This window comes from Streptomyces alkaliterrae, from assembly GCF_007097205.2.
Lineage (GTDB): Bacteria > Actinomycetota > Actinomycetes > Streptomycetales > Streptomycetaceae > Streptomyces > Streptomyces alkaliterrae.
This window is the reverse complement of the sequence record NZ_VJYK02000111.1, coordinates 1-16,470: the sequence shown is the minus strand read 5'-3', so window position 1 is coordinate 16,470 and position 16,470 is coordinate 1. Positions and strand designations below refer to the sequence as shown.

Annotated in this window: 13 protein-coding genes; 5 read left to right on the top strand and 8 right to left on the bottom strand. The window is 70.9% G+C overall.

The window, feature by feature from the left end; translation table 11 throughout:
• Positions 1-1,653, bottom strand: a 1,653-nt coding sequence (locus FNX44_RS12825; protein ID WP_143648199.1) for a SpoIIE family protein phosphatase, incomplete at its 3' end; no start/stop codon positions are given.
• A 168-nt stretch (positions 1,654-1,821) separates the two neighbouring features.
• Here FNX44_RS12825 and aspS point away from each other — a divergent pair.
• Positions 1,822-3,585, top strand: a complete 1,764-nt coding sequence (aspS, locus tag FNX44_RS12820; RefSeq protein WP_143648198.1) for an aspartate--tRNA ligase — start codon at positions 1,822-1,824, stop codon at positions 3,583-3,585.
• A 104-nt stretch (positions 3,586-3,689) separates the two neighbouring features.
• On the opposite strand, the gene metG is transcribed toward aspS, so the two are convergent.
• Positions 3,690-5,411 (bottom strand): methionine--tRNA ligase, encoded by a 1,722-nt coding sequence (gene metG, locus FNX44_RS12815; protein ID WP_143648197.1) that lies wholly within the window; start codon positions 5,409-5,411, stop codon positions 3,690-3,692.
• Positions 5,412-5,561: 150 nt separating this feature from the next.
• Positions 5,562-6,866, bottom strand: coding sequence for an IS701 family transposase (locus tag FNX44_RS12810; RefSeq protein WP_173019180.1), 1,305 nt, complete (start codon positions 6,864-6,866; stop codon positions 5,562-5,564).
• A 438-nt stretch (positions 6,867-7,304) separates the two neighbouring features.
• On the opposite strand from FNX44_RS12810, the gene FNX44_RS12805 reads away from it, so the two are divergent.
• A complete protein-coding gene (locus FNX44_RS12805; RefSeq protein WP_173019179.1) occupies positions 7,305-7,952 on the top strand; it encodes a ScbR family autoregulator-binding transcription factor in 648 nt (215 codons plus the stop codon).
• A 57-nt stretch (positions 7,953-8,009) separates the two neighbouring features.
• On the opposite strand, the gene FNX44_RS12800 is transcribed toward FNX44_RS12805, so the two are convergent.
• From FNX44_RS12800 to FNX44_RS12780, 5 genes are all read right to left on the bottom strand, one after another.
• Positions 8,010-8,681, bottom strand: coding sequence for a TetR-like C-terminal domain-containing protein (locus tag FNX44_RS12800; protein WP_143648194.1), 672 nt, complete (start codon positions 8,679-8,681; stop codon positions 8,010-8,012).
• Between the two features lie 95 nt (positions 8,682-8,776).
• Positions 8,777-10,189, bottom strand: a complete 1,413-nt coding sequence (locus FNX44_RS12795; protein ID WP_143648193.1) for an MFS transporter — start codon at positions 10,187-10,189, stop codon at positions 8,777-8,779.
• Positions 10,189-11,259 carry a fatty acid desaturase family protein gene (locus FNX44_RS12790; protein WP_143648192.1) on the bottom strand — a complete coding sequence of 357 codons (1,071 nt, stop codon included), beginning with the start codon at positions 11,257-11,259 and terminating at the stop codon, positions 10,189-10,191. Before FNX44_RS12790 ends, FNX44_RS12795 begins: the two co-directional genes overlap by 1 nt.
• A gap of 205 nt (positions 11,260-11,464) precedes the next feature.
• Positions 11,465-12,052: a nicotinamidase gene (locus tag FNX44_RS12785; protein WP_143648191.1), complete on the bottom strand. Its 588-nt coding sequence runs from the start codon at positions 12,050-12,052 to the stop codon at positions 11,465-11,467.
• Positions 12,053-12,077: 25 nt separating this feature from the next.
• The gene (locus FNX44_RS12780) at positions 12,078-13,415 is read right to left on the bottom strand and encodes a nicotinate phosphoribosyltransferase (RefSeq protein WP_143648190.1); all 1,338 of its coding nucleotides are present in this window, start codon (positions 13,413-13,415) and stop codon (positions 12,078-12,080) included.
• Positions 13,416-13,531: 116 nt separating this feature from the next.
• On the opposite strand from FNX44_RS12780, the gene clpS reads away from it, so the two are divergent.
• The 3 genes from clpS to FNX44_RS12765 all read left to right on the top strand — a co-directional run bounded on the left by clpS (position 13,532) and on the right by FNX44_RS12765 (position 16,353).
• Positions 13,532-13,840 carry an ATP-dependent Clp protease adapter ClpS gene (gene clpS, locus FNX44_RS12775; protein ID WP_143648189.1) on the top strand — a complete coding sequence of 103 codons (309 nt, stop codon included), beginning with the start codon at positions 13,532-13,534 and terminating at the stop codon, positions 13,838-13,840.
• Entirely contained in the window at positions 13,840-14,430 is a 591-nt protein-coding gene (locus FNX44_RS12770; protein WP_143648188.1) for a DUF2017 domain-containing protein, read from the top strand. Before clpS ends, FNX44_RS12770 begins: the two co-directional genes overlap by 1 nt.
• Before the next feature lie 330 nt (positions 14,431-14,760).
• Entirely contained in the window at positions 14,761-16,353 is a 1,593-nt protein-coding gene (locus FNX44_RS12765; RefSeq protein WP_143648187.1) for an alanine/glycine:cation symporter family protein, read from the top strand.
• Positions 16,354-16,470: the final 117 nt, after the last annotated feature.

Sequence of the window (16,470 nt, the reverse complement as noted above, 5' to 3'; positions counted from 1 at the left end):
GGTGTGGTGGGAGGGCGGGCCGTGGACGGCCCGGACCAGTTCGTCGGCGATCTGCTCGAGATCCGACGCGCGGTGGCGGTCGAAGACCTCGCGGAGCCGTGCCCAGCCGGTCTCGGCGTCGTGTCCGCCGGTCTCGATCAGGCCGTCGGTGCAGACCAGCAGGGTCTCGCCGGGTTCCAGGACCAGACGGGTGGTGGGGTAGTCGCCCTCGGCGCCGCCGCCGGTGAGGCCGGGGCCCGGGGTGATGCCGAGCGGCAGGCCACCGGCGGTGGGGCGGAGCATCAGGGTGCCGTCGGTGAGGAGGACGGCCGGGTCGAGGTGGCCGGCGCGGGCGATGTCCATGGTGCCGAGCAGCGGGTCGGCCTCGATGTAGAGGCAGGTCGCGAAGCGGTCGTCGGCGGGTTCGCCGTCCGGGGCGCCGGCGGCGGCGGAGGACGCCATGCCGGCCAGGAAGCGGGAGGCCCGGGACAGTACGGCCTCCGGGCGGTGGCCCTCGGCGGCGTAGGCGCGCAGCGCGATCCGCAGCTGCGACATGATGCCGGCCGCCCGCACGTCGTGGCCCTGCACGTCGCCGATGACCAGCGCGGTCCGGCCCGAGGGCAGCGGGATCACGTCGTACCAGTCGCCGCCGACCTGGAGGCCGCCGCCGGTGGGGATGTAGCGGGCGGCGACCGTGAGGCCCTTGACGTCGGGCGCGCCGGCGGGCCGCATGGTGCGCTGGAGGCCGTCGGCGAGCTCCCGTTCGCTCTCGTGCAGGTAGGCGCGGCTGAGCGCTTGGGCGAGCATCCGCGCGACGGTGGTGAGCACGGCCCGCTCGTCGGGGCTGAACGCGGCGGGCTGGGAGAACGCCGCCATCCAGGCGCCGGTCGTGCGGCCGGCGACGACCAGCGGCAGGAACGCCCACGACTGCCGCTGGAAGCGTTCGGCGAGCGGCCAGGTCGTCGGATAGCGGCGCTGGTACTCGGTGGGGCTGGTGATGTAGACGGCCCGGCCGCTGCGGACCACGTCGGCGGCCGGGTACGGCGTCTCCAGCGGCATGTCGAGGAACGGCAGCTCGTCGCCGTCGCCGTGCCCGTGGTGGCCGATGACCGACAGCCGGTCGCCGTCGACCCCGAAGACGGCCAGGCCGTCGGGGCTGAAGCCGGGCATGGAGAGCGCGGCGGCGACGCGCAGCACCTCGCTGGTGGAGCGGGCCTCGGCGAGCGCCCGCCCGGCGTCCAGCAGGAACGCCTCCCTCGAGCGGCGCCAGTCGCCGGTGACCTGGGTCTGGCCCTCGGAGGGCTCGGCGACCTCCGTCACCGTCCCGACCAGCGTGAACGGCGCGGAGTGCCGGCCACGGCCCGGGTCGCCGCGCGGTTTGAGCCGGGTGCGTACGGTGCGCAGCACCGCGCCCTCGCCGTCCACCACCCGCATCATGGCCTCGGCGATCCGCCCCTCGGCGATGGCCAGCGTGATGATGCCGTTCAGTTCGACGTAGTCGACGACGTGGAAGCAGGCCCGAAGCGTGGACTCGGCGGTCCGCACCGGCCGGGTCGGCTCGGTGGACAGCCCGAGGAGGCGCGCGGCCGTGGCATCGAGAATGATCTGCCGGGCCGCGTGGTCCCAGGTCCAGATGCCGGTCCCGGTGGCGGCCAGCACGTCCTCGGTGCGCATACGCCCCACTTTATGGACAAGGTCCCGGTCGCGCCCGGCAGCGACCGCCGGGCGGTACCCTGATAGGCGGCTCACGCCGGATCCGCCACGCGCAGGATCCGCCCACCGGATCCCCGCCGGCCCGGCCGGCCGATCCGCCGACCCGAACCCACTACCTTGGATGAACTGATGCACCGGTACCGGTCCCACCACTGCGGCGAGCTTCGCGCGCAGGACATCGACACCGACGTCCGGCTGAGCGGCTGGCTGCACAATCGGCGCGACCTGGGCGGCATCCTGTTCATCGATCTCCGTGATCACCACGGTCTGGTCCAGCTGGTGGCCCGCCCGGGTACGGCCGCGAACGAGGCGCTGAGCTCGCTCAGCAAGGAGAGCGTCGTCCGCGTCGACGGCCGCGTCGTCGCCCGTGGCGCGGAGAACGTCAACCCGGAGCTGCCGACCGGCGAGATCGAGATCGAGGTGAACGAGGTCGAGGTGCTCGGCGCGGCCGACCAGATCCCGTTCACGATCAACACCGAGGACGGCGTCAACGAGGAGAAGCGGCTCGAGTACCGCTTCCTCGACCTGCGCCGCGAGCGCATGCACCGCAACATCATGCTGCGCACCGCCGTGATCTCGGCGATGCGGCAGAAGATGACGGCTCTCGGCTTCAACGAGATGGCCACCCCGATCCTGTCCGCGACCTCGCCCGAGGGCGCGCGTGACTTCCTGGTGCCGTCCCGGCTGCACGCCGGCCGCTTCTACGCGCTGCCGCAGGCGCCGCAGCAGTTCAAGCAGCTGCTGATGATCGCCGGCTTCGACCGCTACTTCCAGATCGCCCCCTGCTTCCGGGACGAGGACGCTCGCGCCGACCGCTCGCCGGGCGAGTTCTACCAGCTCGACGTCGAGATGAGCTTCGTCGAGCAGGAGGACGTCTTCCAGGTCATCGAGAAGGTGATGACCGAGCTGTTCCACGAGTTCGGCGGCGGCCGCGAGGTCACCACGCCGTTCCCGCGCATCCCGTTCCGCGAGGCCATGCTGCGGTACGGCTCCGACAAGCCGGACCTGCGCGCCCAGCTGGAGCTGGTCGACGTCACGGACGTGTTCGCCGGCTCCGACTTCAAGGCGTTCGCCGGCAAGCACGTCCGCGCGCTGCACGTCCCGGACACCGCCGACCAGCCGCGCAAGTTCTTCGACCAGATGGGCGACTTCGCCGTCGAGCAGGGCGCGAAGGGCCTGGCCTGGGTGCGCGTCGGCGACGACAGCTCGCTGACCGGCCCGATCGCCAAGTTCCTCACCGAGGAGAACGTCAGCGCGCTGCTGACCGCGCTCGGCGCCAAGCCCGGCTCGGCGATCTTCTTCGGCGCGGGCGACTTCGACGAGGTCTCGAAGATCATGGGCGCGGTCCGGGTCGAGGCCGCCAGGCGCGCCGGTCACTTCGAGGAGAACGTCTTCCGCTTCTGCTGGATCGTCGACTTCCCGATGTTCGAGAAGGACGAGGAGACCGGGAAGATCGAGTTCTCGCACAACCCGTTCTCCATGCCGCAGGGCGGCCTCGACGCCCTGGAGAACATGGACCCGCTGGACATCCTCGCCTGGCAGTACGACATCGTCTGCAACGGCATCGAGCTGTCCTCCGGCGCCATCCGGAACCACGAGCCGGAGGTCATGTACAAGGCGTTCGAGATCGCCGGCTACTCCCGTGAGGACGTGGAGCGGGAGTTCGGCGGCATGCTGCGGGCGTTCAAGTTCGGCGCCCCGCCGCACGGCGGCATCGCGCCGGGCGTGGACCGCATCGTGATGCTGCTCGCCGACGAGCCGAACATCCGCGAGACGATCGCCTTCCCGCTGAACGGCAACGCCCAGGATCTCCTCATGGGCGCCCCGAGCGAGGTGGAGGAGGCGCGGCTGAAGGAGCTGCACCTCACGATCCGCAAGCCGCAGGCGAAGTAGCCCCGGCGGCGCACGACGCAGACGGCGAAGGCCGGCTCCCGCTTCCCGGGGGCCGGCCTTCGCCGTGTGTGTCGTTGCGTGGTGACGGGCCTCGCCGGCGCCGGTCAGGCCGCCGGGTCCGCGCCGAAACGCTCGCGGTAGGCGGCCAGGTCGTCCTCGGTGATCTTGGCGAAGAGCACCGGCGGCACGGTGAACGGGGTGCCGGCCGGCACGGCGTCCAGCGCGGCGGCGGCCTCGTGGTCGACCCAGGTCGCCGTGTCGTCGTCGAGGTCGAAGGCCTGGCGCATGGACTGGGCGGAGGCGGGGATGAAGGGCTCGGAGACGACCGAGTAGAGGTGGATCAGGTTCATCGCGGTGCGCAGGGTGAGCGCGGCGGCGTCCTGGTCGGTCTTGATCTCCAGCCAGGGGGCCTTCTCCTCCAGGTAGGAGTTGCCCGCGCTCCACAGCGCGCGCAGCGCCTGCGCGGCCTTGCGGAACTGCAGCGACTCCATGTGCTGCTCGTACTCGCCGAGCAGCCGGCTGATCTCGGCGCCCAGCTTGCGTTCGGCGTCCCCGGCCTCGGCGCCGGCCGGCACCTCGTCGCCGAACCGCTTGCGGGAGAAGGACAGCACCCGGTTGACGAAGTTGCCGAGGGTGTCCGCCAGGTCCTTGTTCACCGTGGCGGAGAACAGCTCCCAGGTGAAGCTGGTGTCGTCGGACTCCGGGGCGTGCGAGATCAGGAAGTAGCGCCAGTAGTCGGCCGGCAGCAGTTCGAGGGCCGCGTCGGTGAAGACGCCGCGCCGCTGCGAGGTGGAGAACTTGCCGCCGTAGTACGTCAGCCAGCTGAACGCCTTGACGTAGTCGACCTTCTTCCACGGCTCGCGGGTGCCGAGCTGGGTGGCGGGGAACATCACCGTGTGGAAGGGGACGTTGTCCTTGGCCATGAACTCCGTGTACCGGACGTCGGAGGCCGCGTCGCCGTACCACCAGGACTGCCAGTCCCGGTTGGCCGGGTCCTGGTCCGCCCACTCCTTCGTGGCGCCGATGTACTCGATCGGGGCGTCGAACCAGACGTAGAACACCTTGCCCTCGGCGGCCAGTTCGGGCCAGGCGTCGGCCGGCACCGGCACGCCCCACTCCAGGTCGCGGGTGATGGCCCGGTCCTGGAGGCCTTCGGTGAGCCACTTGCGGGCGATGGAGGACGCCAGTGTCGGCCAGTCGCCGCCGACCTCGTCGATCCACGCCTCGACCTCGCCGGCCAGCGCGGACTGGAGGAGGAAGAGGTGCTTGGTCTCGCGTACCTCCAGCTCGCTGCTGCCGCTGATCGCCGAGCGGGCGTCGACGAGGTCGGTCGGGTCGAGGACCCGGGTGCAGTTCTCGCACTGGTCGCCGCGCGCCTTGTCGTAGCCGCAGTGCGGACAGGTGCCGACGATGTAGCGGTCCGGCAGGAAGCGGCCGTCGGCGAGCGAGTACACCTGGCGGATCGCGCGCTCCTCGATGAAGCCGTTCTCCTTCAGGCTGCGGGCCACCCGCTGGGTGATCTCCACGTTCTGCGGGGAGGAGCTGCGGCCGAAGTAGTCGAAGCGCAGTCCGAAGCCGTCGTACACGGCCTTCTGTGCGTCGTGCTGCTGGGCGCAGAAGTCGGCGACGGGCAGTCCGGCTTCCTTCGCGGCCAGCTCGGCCGGGGTGCCGTGCTCGTCGGTGGCGCAGATGTACAGCACGTTCTCGCCGCGCTGGCGCAGGTAGCGCGCGTAGACGTCGGCCGGGAGCATGGACCCCACCATGTTGCCCAGGTGCTTGATCCCGTTGATGTAGGGAAGGGCGCTGGTGATGAGGTGTCGAGCCATTGCGGCTGCTCCCAAGTCGGTTACCGTGAGTGACTGTCGGCTCGGAAAGAGCCGGCTCGTATGGTATCCGAGCCGCTCGACACGCCCGCGCGTGATTTCCGGGCCGGGGCCGGGCTGGGCCGGCGCGGCGCCGGGCGGCGCCGGACCGGGTCAGCCGGTGCGTAACGCGGCCGTGGCGGGCAGCCGCAGCGGGACCCGGGCGGCGGCGGCCGGGTGCAGGGCGTGGGCGGTCGCGAGCAGCCGCACGGCGTGGGCGACGGAGGCCAGCGTCGTGTGCCGGTGCCAGCCGGGGTAGGTGCGGCCCTCGAAGTCGCGGACGCCGACCTCGTCGGTGAGGTCCACCAGGTCGCGGTCGACGCGGCGGGTGAGCTTGGTGAGCCGCAGCAGGACGCCGGCGGGGGCGTCGACGAGGTCGGTGAGCCAGAAGCGGGCGGGCCGCCCGCCGGCCTTGTCCCACTCGCCGACCAGGACCAGCGGCCGTTCGCCGCCGGCGGCGCGGCGGACCGTGCCGCCGGTGAGGTTGACGGGGACCTTCGCGACGAGGCTGGTGCGGACGAGCCCGGAGGCCGGGTCGGTCCACTCCACCGCGCGCCGCAGCCGGTGGACGGCGGACATCACGTGGTGGGCGGCGACGGTCCGGCGGCGGTAGCCGGACAGCGCGATGTCGGCGGGGGTGCCGACGTCGGTGTCCGCGCCGATCCGCACGACAAACGGCAGCCCGGCGGCGCTGAGCACGCTGACGGCGGCCGTGGAGGCGCCGCCGGGAGCGCCGTGCGGGGCGTCGCCGGGGCGGTGGGTGGGGCGGTCGGTGGGGAAGAGGTCGACGACGATCGGGCGGCGGGTCAGCCCCCAGCCGGCGGCGACCTCCAGGGCGGTGTTCGCGGCGGCGCCGTCGGGTGTGAGGCGGGGTTCGTCGTCGGGGATGCCGCCCTCCCGCCGCCGGGTGGGGCTGTCGAGCCATTCGGTGGGGATCTGAAGCCGCCAGTTGACCGGTGCGCCGGCAACCTCGTTGGCCAGCCAGAGGCCGTGTGCCTCCTGGCAGTTGACGGGACTGCCCAGCCCGGGCAGCGTGCGTCTGGCGACGCCGACGGAGTGCGAGCCGGCCTTGGGGATGACCAGGGGGCGCACCACCCAGGCCGTCGGCCGGAGCGCGCTCTCCATGTGCCGCGCGAGCGCCGCCCGGACGTCCGCCCACGGCCAGGTCGAGCAGCTGACGAAGTGCTGGAGGCTCTGCTCGACGGCGGCGGTGCTGGGGTGGTCGTCGGCGTCGCCGCGGGTGCGCGCGGCGATCTTGCGGATGGACTTCCGGCCGGGGACGGTGAGCAGCCCGAGTACGTACTGCTCTGCCTTCCGCCGCTGGTCGCTGCGTCGCAGCGACGCGAACACGGTAGGGCACAGCTCACGGGCCACGGCCTCCGAGCCGACGTCTCTGACGGTCGACACTCGTGCGTTCACAACGTCCCCCTTGCCTGTTCCGGACAGGGCCGGGGAACCGCTGTTCCCCGTCGCGTGGGCCGCGGAGCCGATTTACGGCATGGCGAGAGGTGGAAGCTCCGCGAGGTGTGCAACAGAGGAGACTGTAACAAACCGACCTGTCAGTTTGTAGCGGTCGGAAGCGGGCCTTCCATCCGATGTGAGCACGGAGTGCCCGCTTCTACCCGGTTCGCGCGTCGCTCCCTGGGTCGCCGCACCGCTTTGAACTGGGATAACGAGGTGTATCGCAGATTCGGGCGGACCTCGTCGTGGCTCCGTCGCTCGGGTGGCGGATGGATGGCCGGTCGGCGAACGCGTGCACGTTCGCCGGAATTGACATACCGTTTAGGCTGTTTTACTGCAGGCAGAGAGCGTCCCTCCCCGGCTCCCAGGTGGGTCGGGACGGCCGAAGGAAGACCCATGAGACAGGAGAGGGCGGAGCGGACCCGGTCCGCGCTGGTGATGTCCGCGGCCGGACAGTTCGACCGGCAGGGCTACGAGCGCACGACCCTCGCGGACGTCAGCCGGCGTGCCGAGGTCAGCAAGGGCGCGCTGTCGTTCCATTTCGCCAACAAGGCGGAACTGGCCGACACGGTCCAGTCCTTCGGGTGCGCCAAGGCGAGTGTCTGGCTGGCCCGGCTGAGGGAGCGCGAACAGCCGGCGCTCCAGACGCTGGTCGACATGACCCACCTTGTCGTCCGGCAGCTCCGCGAGGACGAGTTGACGCGCGCCGGGGTGCGGCTGACCAACGAGCGCGAGACGCCGTGCGAGTCACCGCTGCATCTGCCGGCGGTCTGGCAGGCGGCGTTCCGGCGGGTCGCCTCGGACGCCGCCGCGGACGGAAGCCTCTCGCCCGGGCGCTCCTCCCGCACGGTCGCCGCGCTGGCGCTCTCCCTGGTGATGCACGAGCAGATCAGGTCGCGCAAGGTGGGCGACGAGGCACACGGGCGGTTGGCCGACATGTGGTCGTTGCTGCTCCCGTCGCTGGCCGGTCCGCACGCGTGCGGACCGCTGCGGCCCGGCGGCGGCGACCAGATCGGCGTTCTGCCGGTCAGCGGGTGGCGCTGACACGAAGGCGCCCCGCCCCGAAGTTCGGGGCGAGGCGCTAGACCGGCGCGCGTGGGGTCAGGCCTTGATGCCGACGAAGCGGCCCATGGTGGCCGCCGCGTGGTCGACGAACGCGGCCGGGTCCTCGCCGAACGCGGCGATGTGGCCGAAGACGGAGAAGCCCGTCATGCCGAAGAGCTGCGTCCAGGCGACGAGCAGTCGGCCGATGACCAGCTCGGGCAGCCCCTCGGCCATGCCCTCGGCCAGTCCGCGCACCGCCGCCGCCACCGGCTCGGGCAGCGGTTCCGGTTCGCCGGAGGTGAGCGCGTCGGCCTCGGCGGCGTCCCGCAGGGAACCGATGAGGGCGAACGCGGTACGGGCGCCGGCCACCATGGTCTCCGGCGGGGCGTCGTACCCGGGGATGTTGGTGCCGTAGATCAGCTCGTACTCGTACGGGTTGTCGGTCGCCCAGTCGCGGACGGCGCGGCACACGGCGACCCAGCGGTCCAGCGGCTGCGCCGCCGACTCGCGGGCCTGCGCCAGCGCCTGTTCGGCGCGCTCGCCCATACCGTCGTAGGCGTCGACCACCAGCGCGGTCAGCAGATCGTCGCGGGTGGCGAAGTGGACGGCGAACTCGTCATCGGACAGGCCGAGTTCGGCGCGTACGGAGTCGGGGGTGAGGACAAGCGCGCCGCGCTGGTGCAGCTGCCGGGTCGCCTCCGCCTTGATGGCGGCCGGGTTGGTGGTCATGCCCCCACCGTGCACGCCGGGCGGGGCGGTCGCCACCGCCCCGCCCGGACTTCGTCACCTCGCGGTACCCGGCGTCCACACCGCCGACCGGACCGTCACCCCCAGTCGGCGGACACGCCCGTCGTACGCGGCCCGAGCAGCCGCACGGTGACCGCGACGGTCACCATGGCCAGCGCGACCGCGGTGAACAGCCACACCGGTCCGGCGGCGTCCAGCACCGGCAGCAGCGCGAACGGGATCGCCGCCGCACTGAGCTTGGACAGCGAGTACGCGGTGCCCGACGCGCCGGCCCGGATGTCCGTGGGGTACTGCTCGGCCAGATACACGTGCGAGACGGTCGAGAACACGTTGCTGAGCAGGGTGAACGCCATGCCGAACGCGACGATGACGGGCGCGCTTCCGGCGAACGCGAAGCCCATCCCGCACGCCGCCATCAGCAGCGACGAGACCATTACCAGCATCCGCCGCTCCACCCGTTCCATGATCGGAACCGACAGCAGCGAACCGAGCGGATAGCCGAGGTAGGACATCGCGGCGAAGCCGATGCTCTCCAGCACGCCGAAGCCCTTGGCGCCCAGCACCAGCGGCGCGAGACTCCCGAAGCCGTAGTAGCCGACCACGGACAGCCCGCACAGCACCCACAGCATCACCGTGCGGCGGCGGAAGCGCGGACTGAACAGCTCCCGCAGCCCGGCGCCGCGCGTCGGAGCCCGCTTCGGCGCCGGGGCCGGCTCGGCCAGCTTCGCGCCGCCGGCCACGGCCTCGTTCTCCATGGCGGTGACGATGCGGTCGGCCTCGGCGTGCCGACCGCGTGTCTCCAGCCAGCGCGGCGACTCCACCATGCCGCGCCGCAGGATCCACACCACCGCCGCGCCGAGCGCGCCCAGCACGAACAGCCAGCGCCAGCCGTCGATGCCCAGCGGGGTCAGCGGCACCAGCCACAGCGCGGCGAAGCCGACCGCTGGCACCCCGCAGAAGCAGATCGTGTACGCCCATGCGGTGAACCGGCCGCGTTTGTTGGCCGGCAGCGTCTCCGACAGGTAGCAGTCGGACAGCGCCTGCTCGGCGCCGATGCCCATGCCCGCGATGAACCGGGTGACGATGAGCCACGCCGCGTTCGGCGAGAACGCGCCGAGCAGCGTGAAGAACGAGTACAGACCCAGATTGATCATGAAAGCGCGGCGGCGGCCGAACCGGTCGCCGACCCGCCCGAGGAAGATCGACCCGAAGAACTGCCCGAGGAACGCCGACGCCAGCGCCAGCTTCAGCGCGGTGCCGTCCATCGCGAACTCGGTCTGCACGACCTTGGCGATGGTGCCCGACAGGTTGTTGTCAAAACTGTCGAAGAACAGCCCGATGCCGATGACCAGGGTCAGCCTGCGGTGCGTGGGGGTGATCGGCAGCCGGTCCATACGGGGGCCGACGCCGGGCTTCTCACCGGCGGCCGCCTCCACGGCCTGAGGTGCGGGCGCCGCCGGCGCGGCGCCCGCTCGTTGGACGATCGACATCAGGACGCCTGCCCCGCTCTGATCGGGGCCGCCACCTCGTCGAGGAACGTCGCGACCTCACGGTAGGAGCGGAAGAAGCCGACCTCCTTGTACGGGATGCCGCGCTCGGCGCAGTACTCCATCGTCAACTCCCGCGCCCTGGGCAGACTGCGCTGCGGCATCGCGGGGAACAGGTGGTGCTCGATCTGGTAGTTCAGCCCTCCGTAGACGAAGTCCATCAGCCAGGACGGGCGGATGTTGCGGGAGGTGAGGACCTGGCGCTCCAGCCAGTCCAGCGTCTCCTCCTCGCCGTCCCGCAGCTCCATGCCCTTGTGGTTGGGTGCGAAGATCATGCCGAAGTAGACGCCCTGCGCGGCCTGTTGGACCACGATGAAGGCGACCGCCTGGAGCGGGGTCAGCACCCAGAACACCGCGCCGAGGTACAGCGCGGCGCGGGCGGCGATGATCGAGCCCTCCAGCACCGGCTGACGGATCTGCCGCCGCGCGATGTTCCGGTAGGCGGTCATCTGCATCTTGAACAGCTCGCACACGAGCAGCAGGAAGAACAGCACACCCTGGTGGCGCACGATGAAGCGCTGCCTGCGGGTACGGCTGGCGTACTGCTTGCGGTCGAAGATCGCGGTACGGCGACCGATGTCGGGATCGAGATCGAGGTGGTTGGGGTGCGAGTGGTGGCGGTTGTGGTGGTTCACCCACCAGCCGTAGCTGATGCCGTTGACGAAGTTCGCGTGGAACAGCCCCACCGCCGTGGCGAGCCGCTTGCTGCGGAACATCGCCTTGTGCCCGGCGTCGTGCCACATGAACGACGACTGGCCGCCGCAGAACCCCATCCAGACGGCGACCAGCAGCGTCCACCAGCTCGCGCCCACCAGGACGAACGCGGTGAGCCCGGCGACCAGCAGCGACGTGTTGAGGGCGAGCTTCCCGACGTAGTAGCGCGGCCGCAGATCGAGCAGGCCCTCGGCCTTGACCCGCCGCAGCAGCTCGGCGAACGTTGCGGACTGACCCGGTTCCGCACCGGGCGGCGCCCCCTTGGCGGGAGCGGTTGTACTTCTCTGCGCGGACTGCATAGAGGTGATCTCCTTGTGTCGCAGCGCCTGGGAGGAGGTCGCACCACGCTCGTCGCCCCACCTGATGGGGCGCTGACCCGCGCCTGACAGGTCGGCCCCTGGGACGCTGAATTCAGCCCGTCCGGCGTTTGAGGACAAGCGGCCGAAGGCTGCGACACGGGGTCTGGGGCGGAGCCCCAGGAAGCGGAAAGGGGCGGGGCCGGGGCTAGACCACCGGGGTGCCGCTCAGCTCGACGCCGGCCTCGCGCAGCGCCTCCAGGGCCGCGCGGGTCGTGCCGGGCGCGACGCCCGCCGTGAGGTCCAGCAGGACCCTCGTCCGGAACCCCTCCGCCGCCGCGTCCAGCGCCGTCGCGCGCACACAGTGGTCCGTGGCGATGCCGACGACGTCGACCTCCGTCACGTCGTGTCGGCGCAGCCACTCGGCGAGTGACGTGCCGTCCTCGTCCCGGCCTTCGAAGCCGCTGTACGCGGCGGCGTACTCGCCCTTGCTGAAGACGGCGTCGAGGGCGCCGGAGGCGACGGCGGGGGCGAAGTTCGGGTGGAAGCCGACGCCCTCGGTGCCGGCGACGCAGTGCGGCGGCCAGGTGGTGGTGAAGTCCGGTCGGCTGGAGAAGTGGTCGCCGGGATCGACGTGGTGGTCCCGGGTGGCCACGATGTGGCGGTAGCCGGTGGTGGCGGTGTCGGCGATCAGGTCGGTGATCGCCGCGGCGACGTCGGAGCCGCCCTGGACCGCGAGGCTGCCGCCCTCGCAGAAGTCGTTCTGTACGTCCACGACGATCAGTGCCCGGTGCATGGCGCACACCTTCCAAGGGGGGTTGTTACGGGACGAGGTAGCGGGTGGGGAGGACGGGTTCTCCGCGGGAGAGCTGGGTGGCGGAGAGCGGGAGGGCGGCGCGGGCCGCCCGGTGGCGTTCCCTGGCCGCCTCCAGCGGTTCGCGTGCCACGATCTCCCCGCCGCGTACCAGCTCCACGGACAGCTCCTGCCCGGCCAGCTCGGCCGGAACCTCACCGGTGCCGACGACTTCCGCCTCGGCGACGCCTTCGGCGTCCTGCCGGCGGGCCGCCCACTTCGCTCCCGCGATCGAGAGCTTCGCACCCATCGACTTCTTCGCGACCGGGACGAGGGGTGCGGCGCGGTCGGCGGACGCCGCGCGGGCGACCAGCTTGTAGACCATCGAGCAGGTCGGGTGGCCGCTGCCGGTGACCAGCTGGGTGCCGACGCCGTAGGCGTCCACGGGCGCGGCGGCGAGCGAGGCGATGGCGTACTCGTCGAGGTCGCTGGTGACGACGATGCGGGCGTCGCGGGCGCCGAGCTCGTCGAGCTGCTGGCGGACGCGGTGGGCGAGCAGCAGTAGGTCGCCGGAGTCGATGCGGACCGCGCCGAGCTCCGGTCCGGCGATCTCGACGGCGGCGCGGACGGCCTCGGTGACGTCGTAGGTGTCGACCAGCAGTGTGGTGCCGCGACCGAGAGAGTCGACCTGGGCGGTGAAGGCGTCGCGTTCGCTGTCGTGTACGAGTGTGAACGCGTGGGCGCTGGTGCCGACGGTGGGGATGCCGTAGCGGTAGCCGGCGGCGAGGTCGGAGGTGGCGTCGAAGCCGCCGACGTAGGCGGCCCGCGCGGCGGCGACGGCGGCCAGCTCGTGGGTGCGGCGGGCGCCCATCTCGACGAGCGTGCGGCCGCGCGCCGCGACCGCCATCCGGGACGCGGCGGCGGCGACGGCGGAGTCGTGGTTGAGGATCGACAGCACGACCGTCTCCAGGAGGACGCACTCCGCGAAGGTGCCCTCGACCCGGAGGATCGGCGAGCCGGGGAAGTACACCTCGCCCTCCGGATACCCGCTGATGTCGCCGCCGAAGCGGTAGTCGGCGAGCCAGGCGAGGGTGGGTTCGTCCACCACGCGGTGCGCGCGGAGGAAGGCGAGCTGGTCGTCCTCGAAGCGGAAGTTGGCGACCGCGTCCAGTACCCGGCCGGTGCCGGCGACGACGCCGTAGCGGCGGCCCTCGGGGAGGCGGCGGGTGAACACCTCGAAGACCGACCGGCGGTCCGCGGTGCCGCCGCGCAGTGCGGCCTGCACCATCGTCAGCTCGTAGTGGTCGGTGAAGAGCGCCGTGGAGGGCACGGCGACCGGCAGCCCGAGCGTGGCAGCAGCGTTCATGGCGCCGATGCTACTCCAGATCTCGTCACTGTGACGATATTGCGGGGGTACGGGACGTCGGAACCGCGCCCGGACGGCGGGTGCGGTTTGCGTTCGCCCCCGGGGGCGGTGGCAGCATGGAGGATGTGACCGTACCCGTGGAGATCGAGCGTCCAGAAGTGACCGGAGCGTCCGAGCCGGTGGCCGAGCCGGACGTCCCATGGGTGACGCTCGTGCACAACGACCCGGTGAACCTGATGAGTTACGTGACCTACGTCTTCCAGGCCTACTTCGGGTACTCCAAGGACAAGGCGCGGCGACTCATGCTGGACGTGCACAACAAGGGGCGGGCCGTGGTGTCGAGCGGCTCCCGCGAGGAGATGGAGCGCGACGTGCAGGCGATGCACGGGTACGGACTCTGGGCGACCCTCACGCAGGACCGCTGATGGCGGCCTACTTCGACCCCTCCCCGACGGTTCCCGGCGGTGCCGCGATCGCACTGGAGGAGGTGGAGGTCTCCATCCTCCGCAGTCTCGTCGTGCAGCTGCTGGAGCTGATCGGCCCCGGCCCCGCGGAGGACGAGGACCCGCTGGCCGAGCTGTTCGCCGAGGGGCCCAGCGAGGCGCCCTCCGATCCGGCGCTGGCCCGGCTCTTCCCGGACGCCTACGCGGGCCCCGGGCAGCGGCCCGACGCCGAGGCGGAGGCGCTGTCGGCGGAGTTCCGCCGCTTCACCGAGAACGACCTGCGCGCCCGTAAGCGGGACGACGGGCTCGCCGTGGTGCGCTCGTTGGACTCGCTGGTACCCGACGGCAGCGCGGGAGCGGTGCTCACGCTCACCCCCGAGCAGTCCCGCCAGTGGCTGGGCACGCTCAACGACCTGAGGCTGACCCTCGCCTCCCGGCTGCACGTCTCCAGCGAGGACGACACCGCCACCCTCTACGAGCTGGACGACGAGGATCCGCGCAAGCCCCTCGTGATGGCCTACCTCTGGCTGGGTGGACTCCAGGAAAGCCTTGTCGAGACCCTGGCGGTCTGAGAAGGGCGCCAGTACGCTCACGTAACGTCACCGGTAGTGCTCGATTATCGGTGAACCATGCATGTTTAGTGAGCGAACTGTCCGATTCGAGTAGTGATGTCCGCCCTGTGACTGGACCGTGATGTGATCGTGTGACTCGCGTCACACGAATGCCATCGCGCTGCGTGATAGGAACGGCCAATCCGTTTTTTACGGGGATCCGACGTCCCGGTGAACTCAACGGAGAGGCCACCGCCTTCAGCGTCTGGCCTCGTCAATCGCGCCCGAATGCACCACCCGGCATTCTGCCGCAACCTCCCGTCCCCTTAGTGGCATACGCCAGAGGTACTCATGGCAAACAGCGAAACCTCCTGGACTGACTCGGTCAATGACGCCGTAAACGGCGTGTTCGAGCCGGTCTCCAAGTTTCTGGGCGACATCGTCTTCTACAGCGTCGACATCTTCGGGACGAGCTTCCCGCTCATCGTGGGATGGCTCGTCGTCGCCGGAGCGATCTTCTCGATCTACTTCGGGTTCGCCCAGGTCCGCCACCTGAAGACCGCGTTCAGGCTGGTGCGCGGCAAGTACGAGCAGAAGGACGCGCCGGGCGAGATCTCGCACTTCCAGGCGCTCACCTCCGCCGTCTCCGGCACCGTCGGCCTCGGCAACATCGCGGGTGTCGCCATCGCGATCTCCATCGGTGGCCCCGGCGCCACGTTCTGGATGATCCTCTGCGGCTTCCTCGGCATGGCGACCAAGTTCGTCGAGTGCACCCTCGGCGTGAAGTACCGCGAGTTCAACAAGGACGGCACGGTCAACGGCGGCCCGATGCTGTACCTGCGCAAGGGTCTGGCCGAGCGCGGCTGGCCGACGGTCGGCAAGGTCCTCGCCGCGCTGTCCGCCGTCATGATCCTCTTCTTCACCTTCTTCGGCGGCAACCTCTTCCAGATCAACCAGTCGCTGGAGCAGCTGGTCTCGGTCACCGGCAAGGACGACAGCGTCTTCGGCACCAGCGGCGGCGCGATCTTCTACGGTCTGGTCATCGCCGGTCTGGTCGCCCTGGTCCTGATCGGCGGCATGCGCTCGATCGGCGCCGTCACCAGCCGCCTGGTCCCCTCCATGGCGCTGCTGTACGTCACCGCCTGTCTGCTGGTCATCGGCTTCAACCTCACCGAGGTGCCGAACGCGATCGCCACGATCGTCTCCCAGGCGTTCAACCCCGAGGGTGTCGCCGGTGGTGTCATCGGCGCCCTGATCGTCGGCTTCCAGCGCGCGGCCTTCTCCAACGAGGCCGGCATCGGCTCGGCGCCGATCGCCCACTCCGCGGTGAAGACCAAGCGTCCGGCCACCGAGGGCCTCGTCGCCATGATCGAGCCCTTCATCGACACCGTCGTCATCTGCACCATGACCGCCCTGACGATCATCATCGCCGGCGGCCCGCTGTACAGCCAGTACCGTGAGACGGCCATCGAGGGCGGCGAGCTCGACCGCAGCACCGGCGCGGGCATCTCGATCACCTCCGACGCGTTCGAGACCGCGCTGCCGTGGTTCCCGTACGTGCTCACCGTCGCGGTCATCCTCTTCGCCTTCTCCACGGTCATCACCTGGAGCTACTACGGCCTGAAGAGCTGGGGCCACCTGTTCGGCCACAGCAAGACGTCCGAGCTGGTGTACAAGGTCATCTTCTGCACCATGGTCGTCACCGGCGCGCTGCTCTCGCTGGGCGTGCTCGTCGACCTGTCGGACGCGACGCTGTTCCTGGCGGCACTGTTCAACATCGTCGGTCTGTACCTGCTGGCTCCGGTCGTCAAGAAGGAGCTGCGCAAGGTCCTCAACTACGCCAGGCGTCGCGACGCCGGCGACACCGAGGAGCAGATCGAGGCGGACGAGGCCGCGGAGGAGGCGGCCGAGGCGGCTGCCGCCGCCCGCACGTCGGCCAAGTAAGGCCGCAGCCGGCAGCCTGTCGGCTTCACGTGGGGCCGTTCCGCATCGCCCGGGGGTGCGGAACGGCCCCACGGCCGTGTGTTGGTGTTGGCCCCTCCCTCCAGGCCGGTGAAGAGA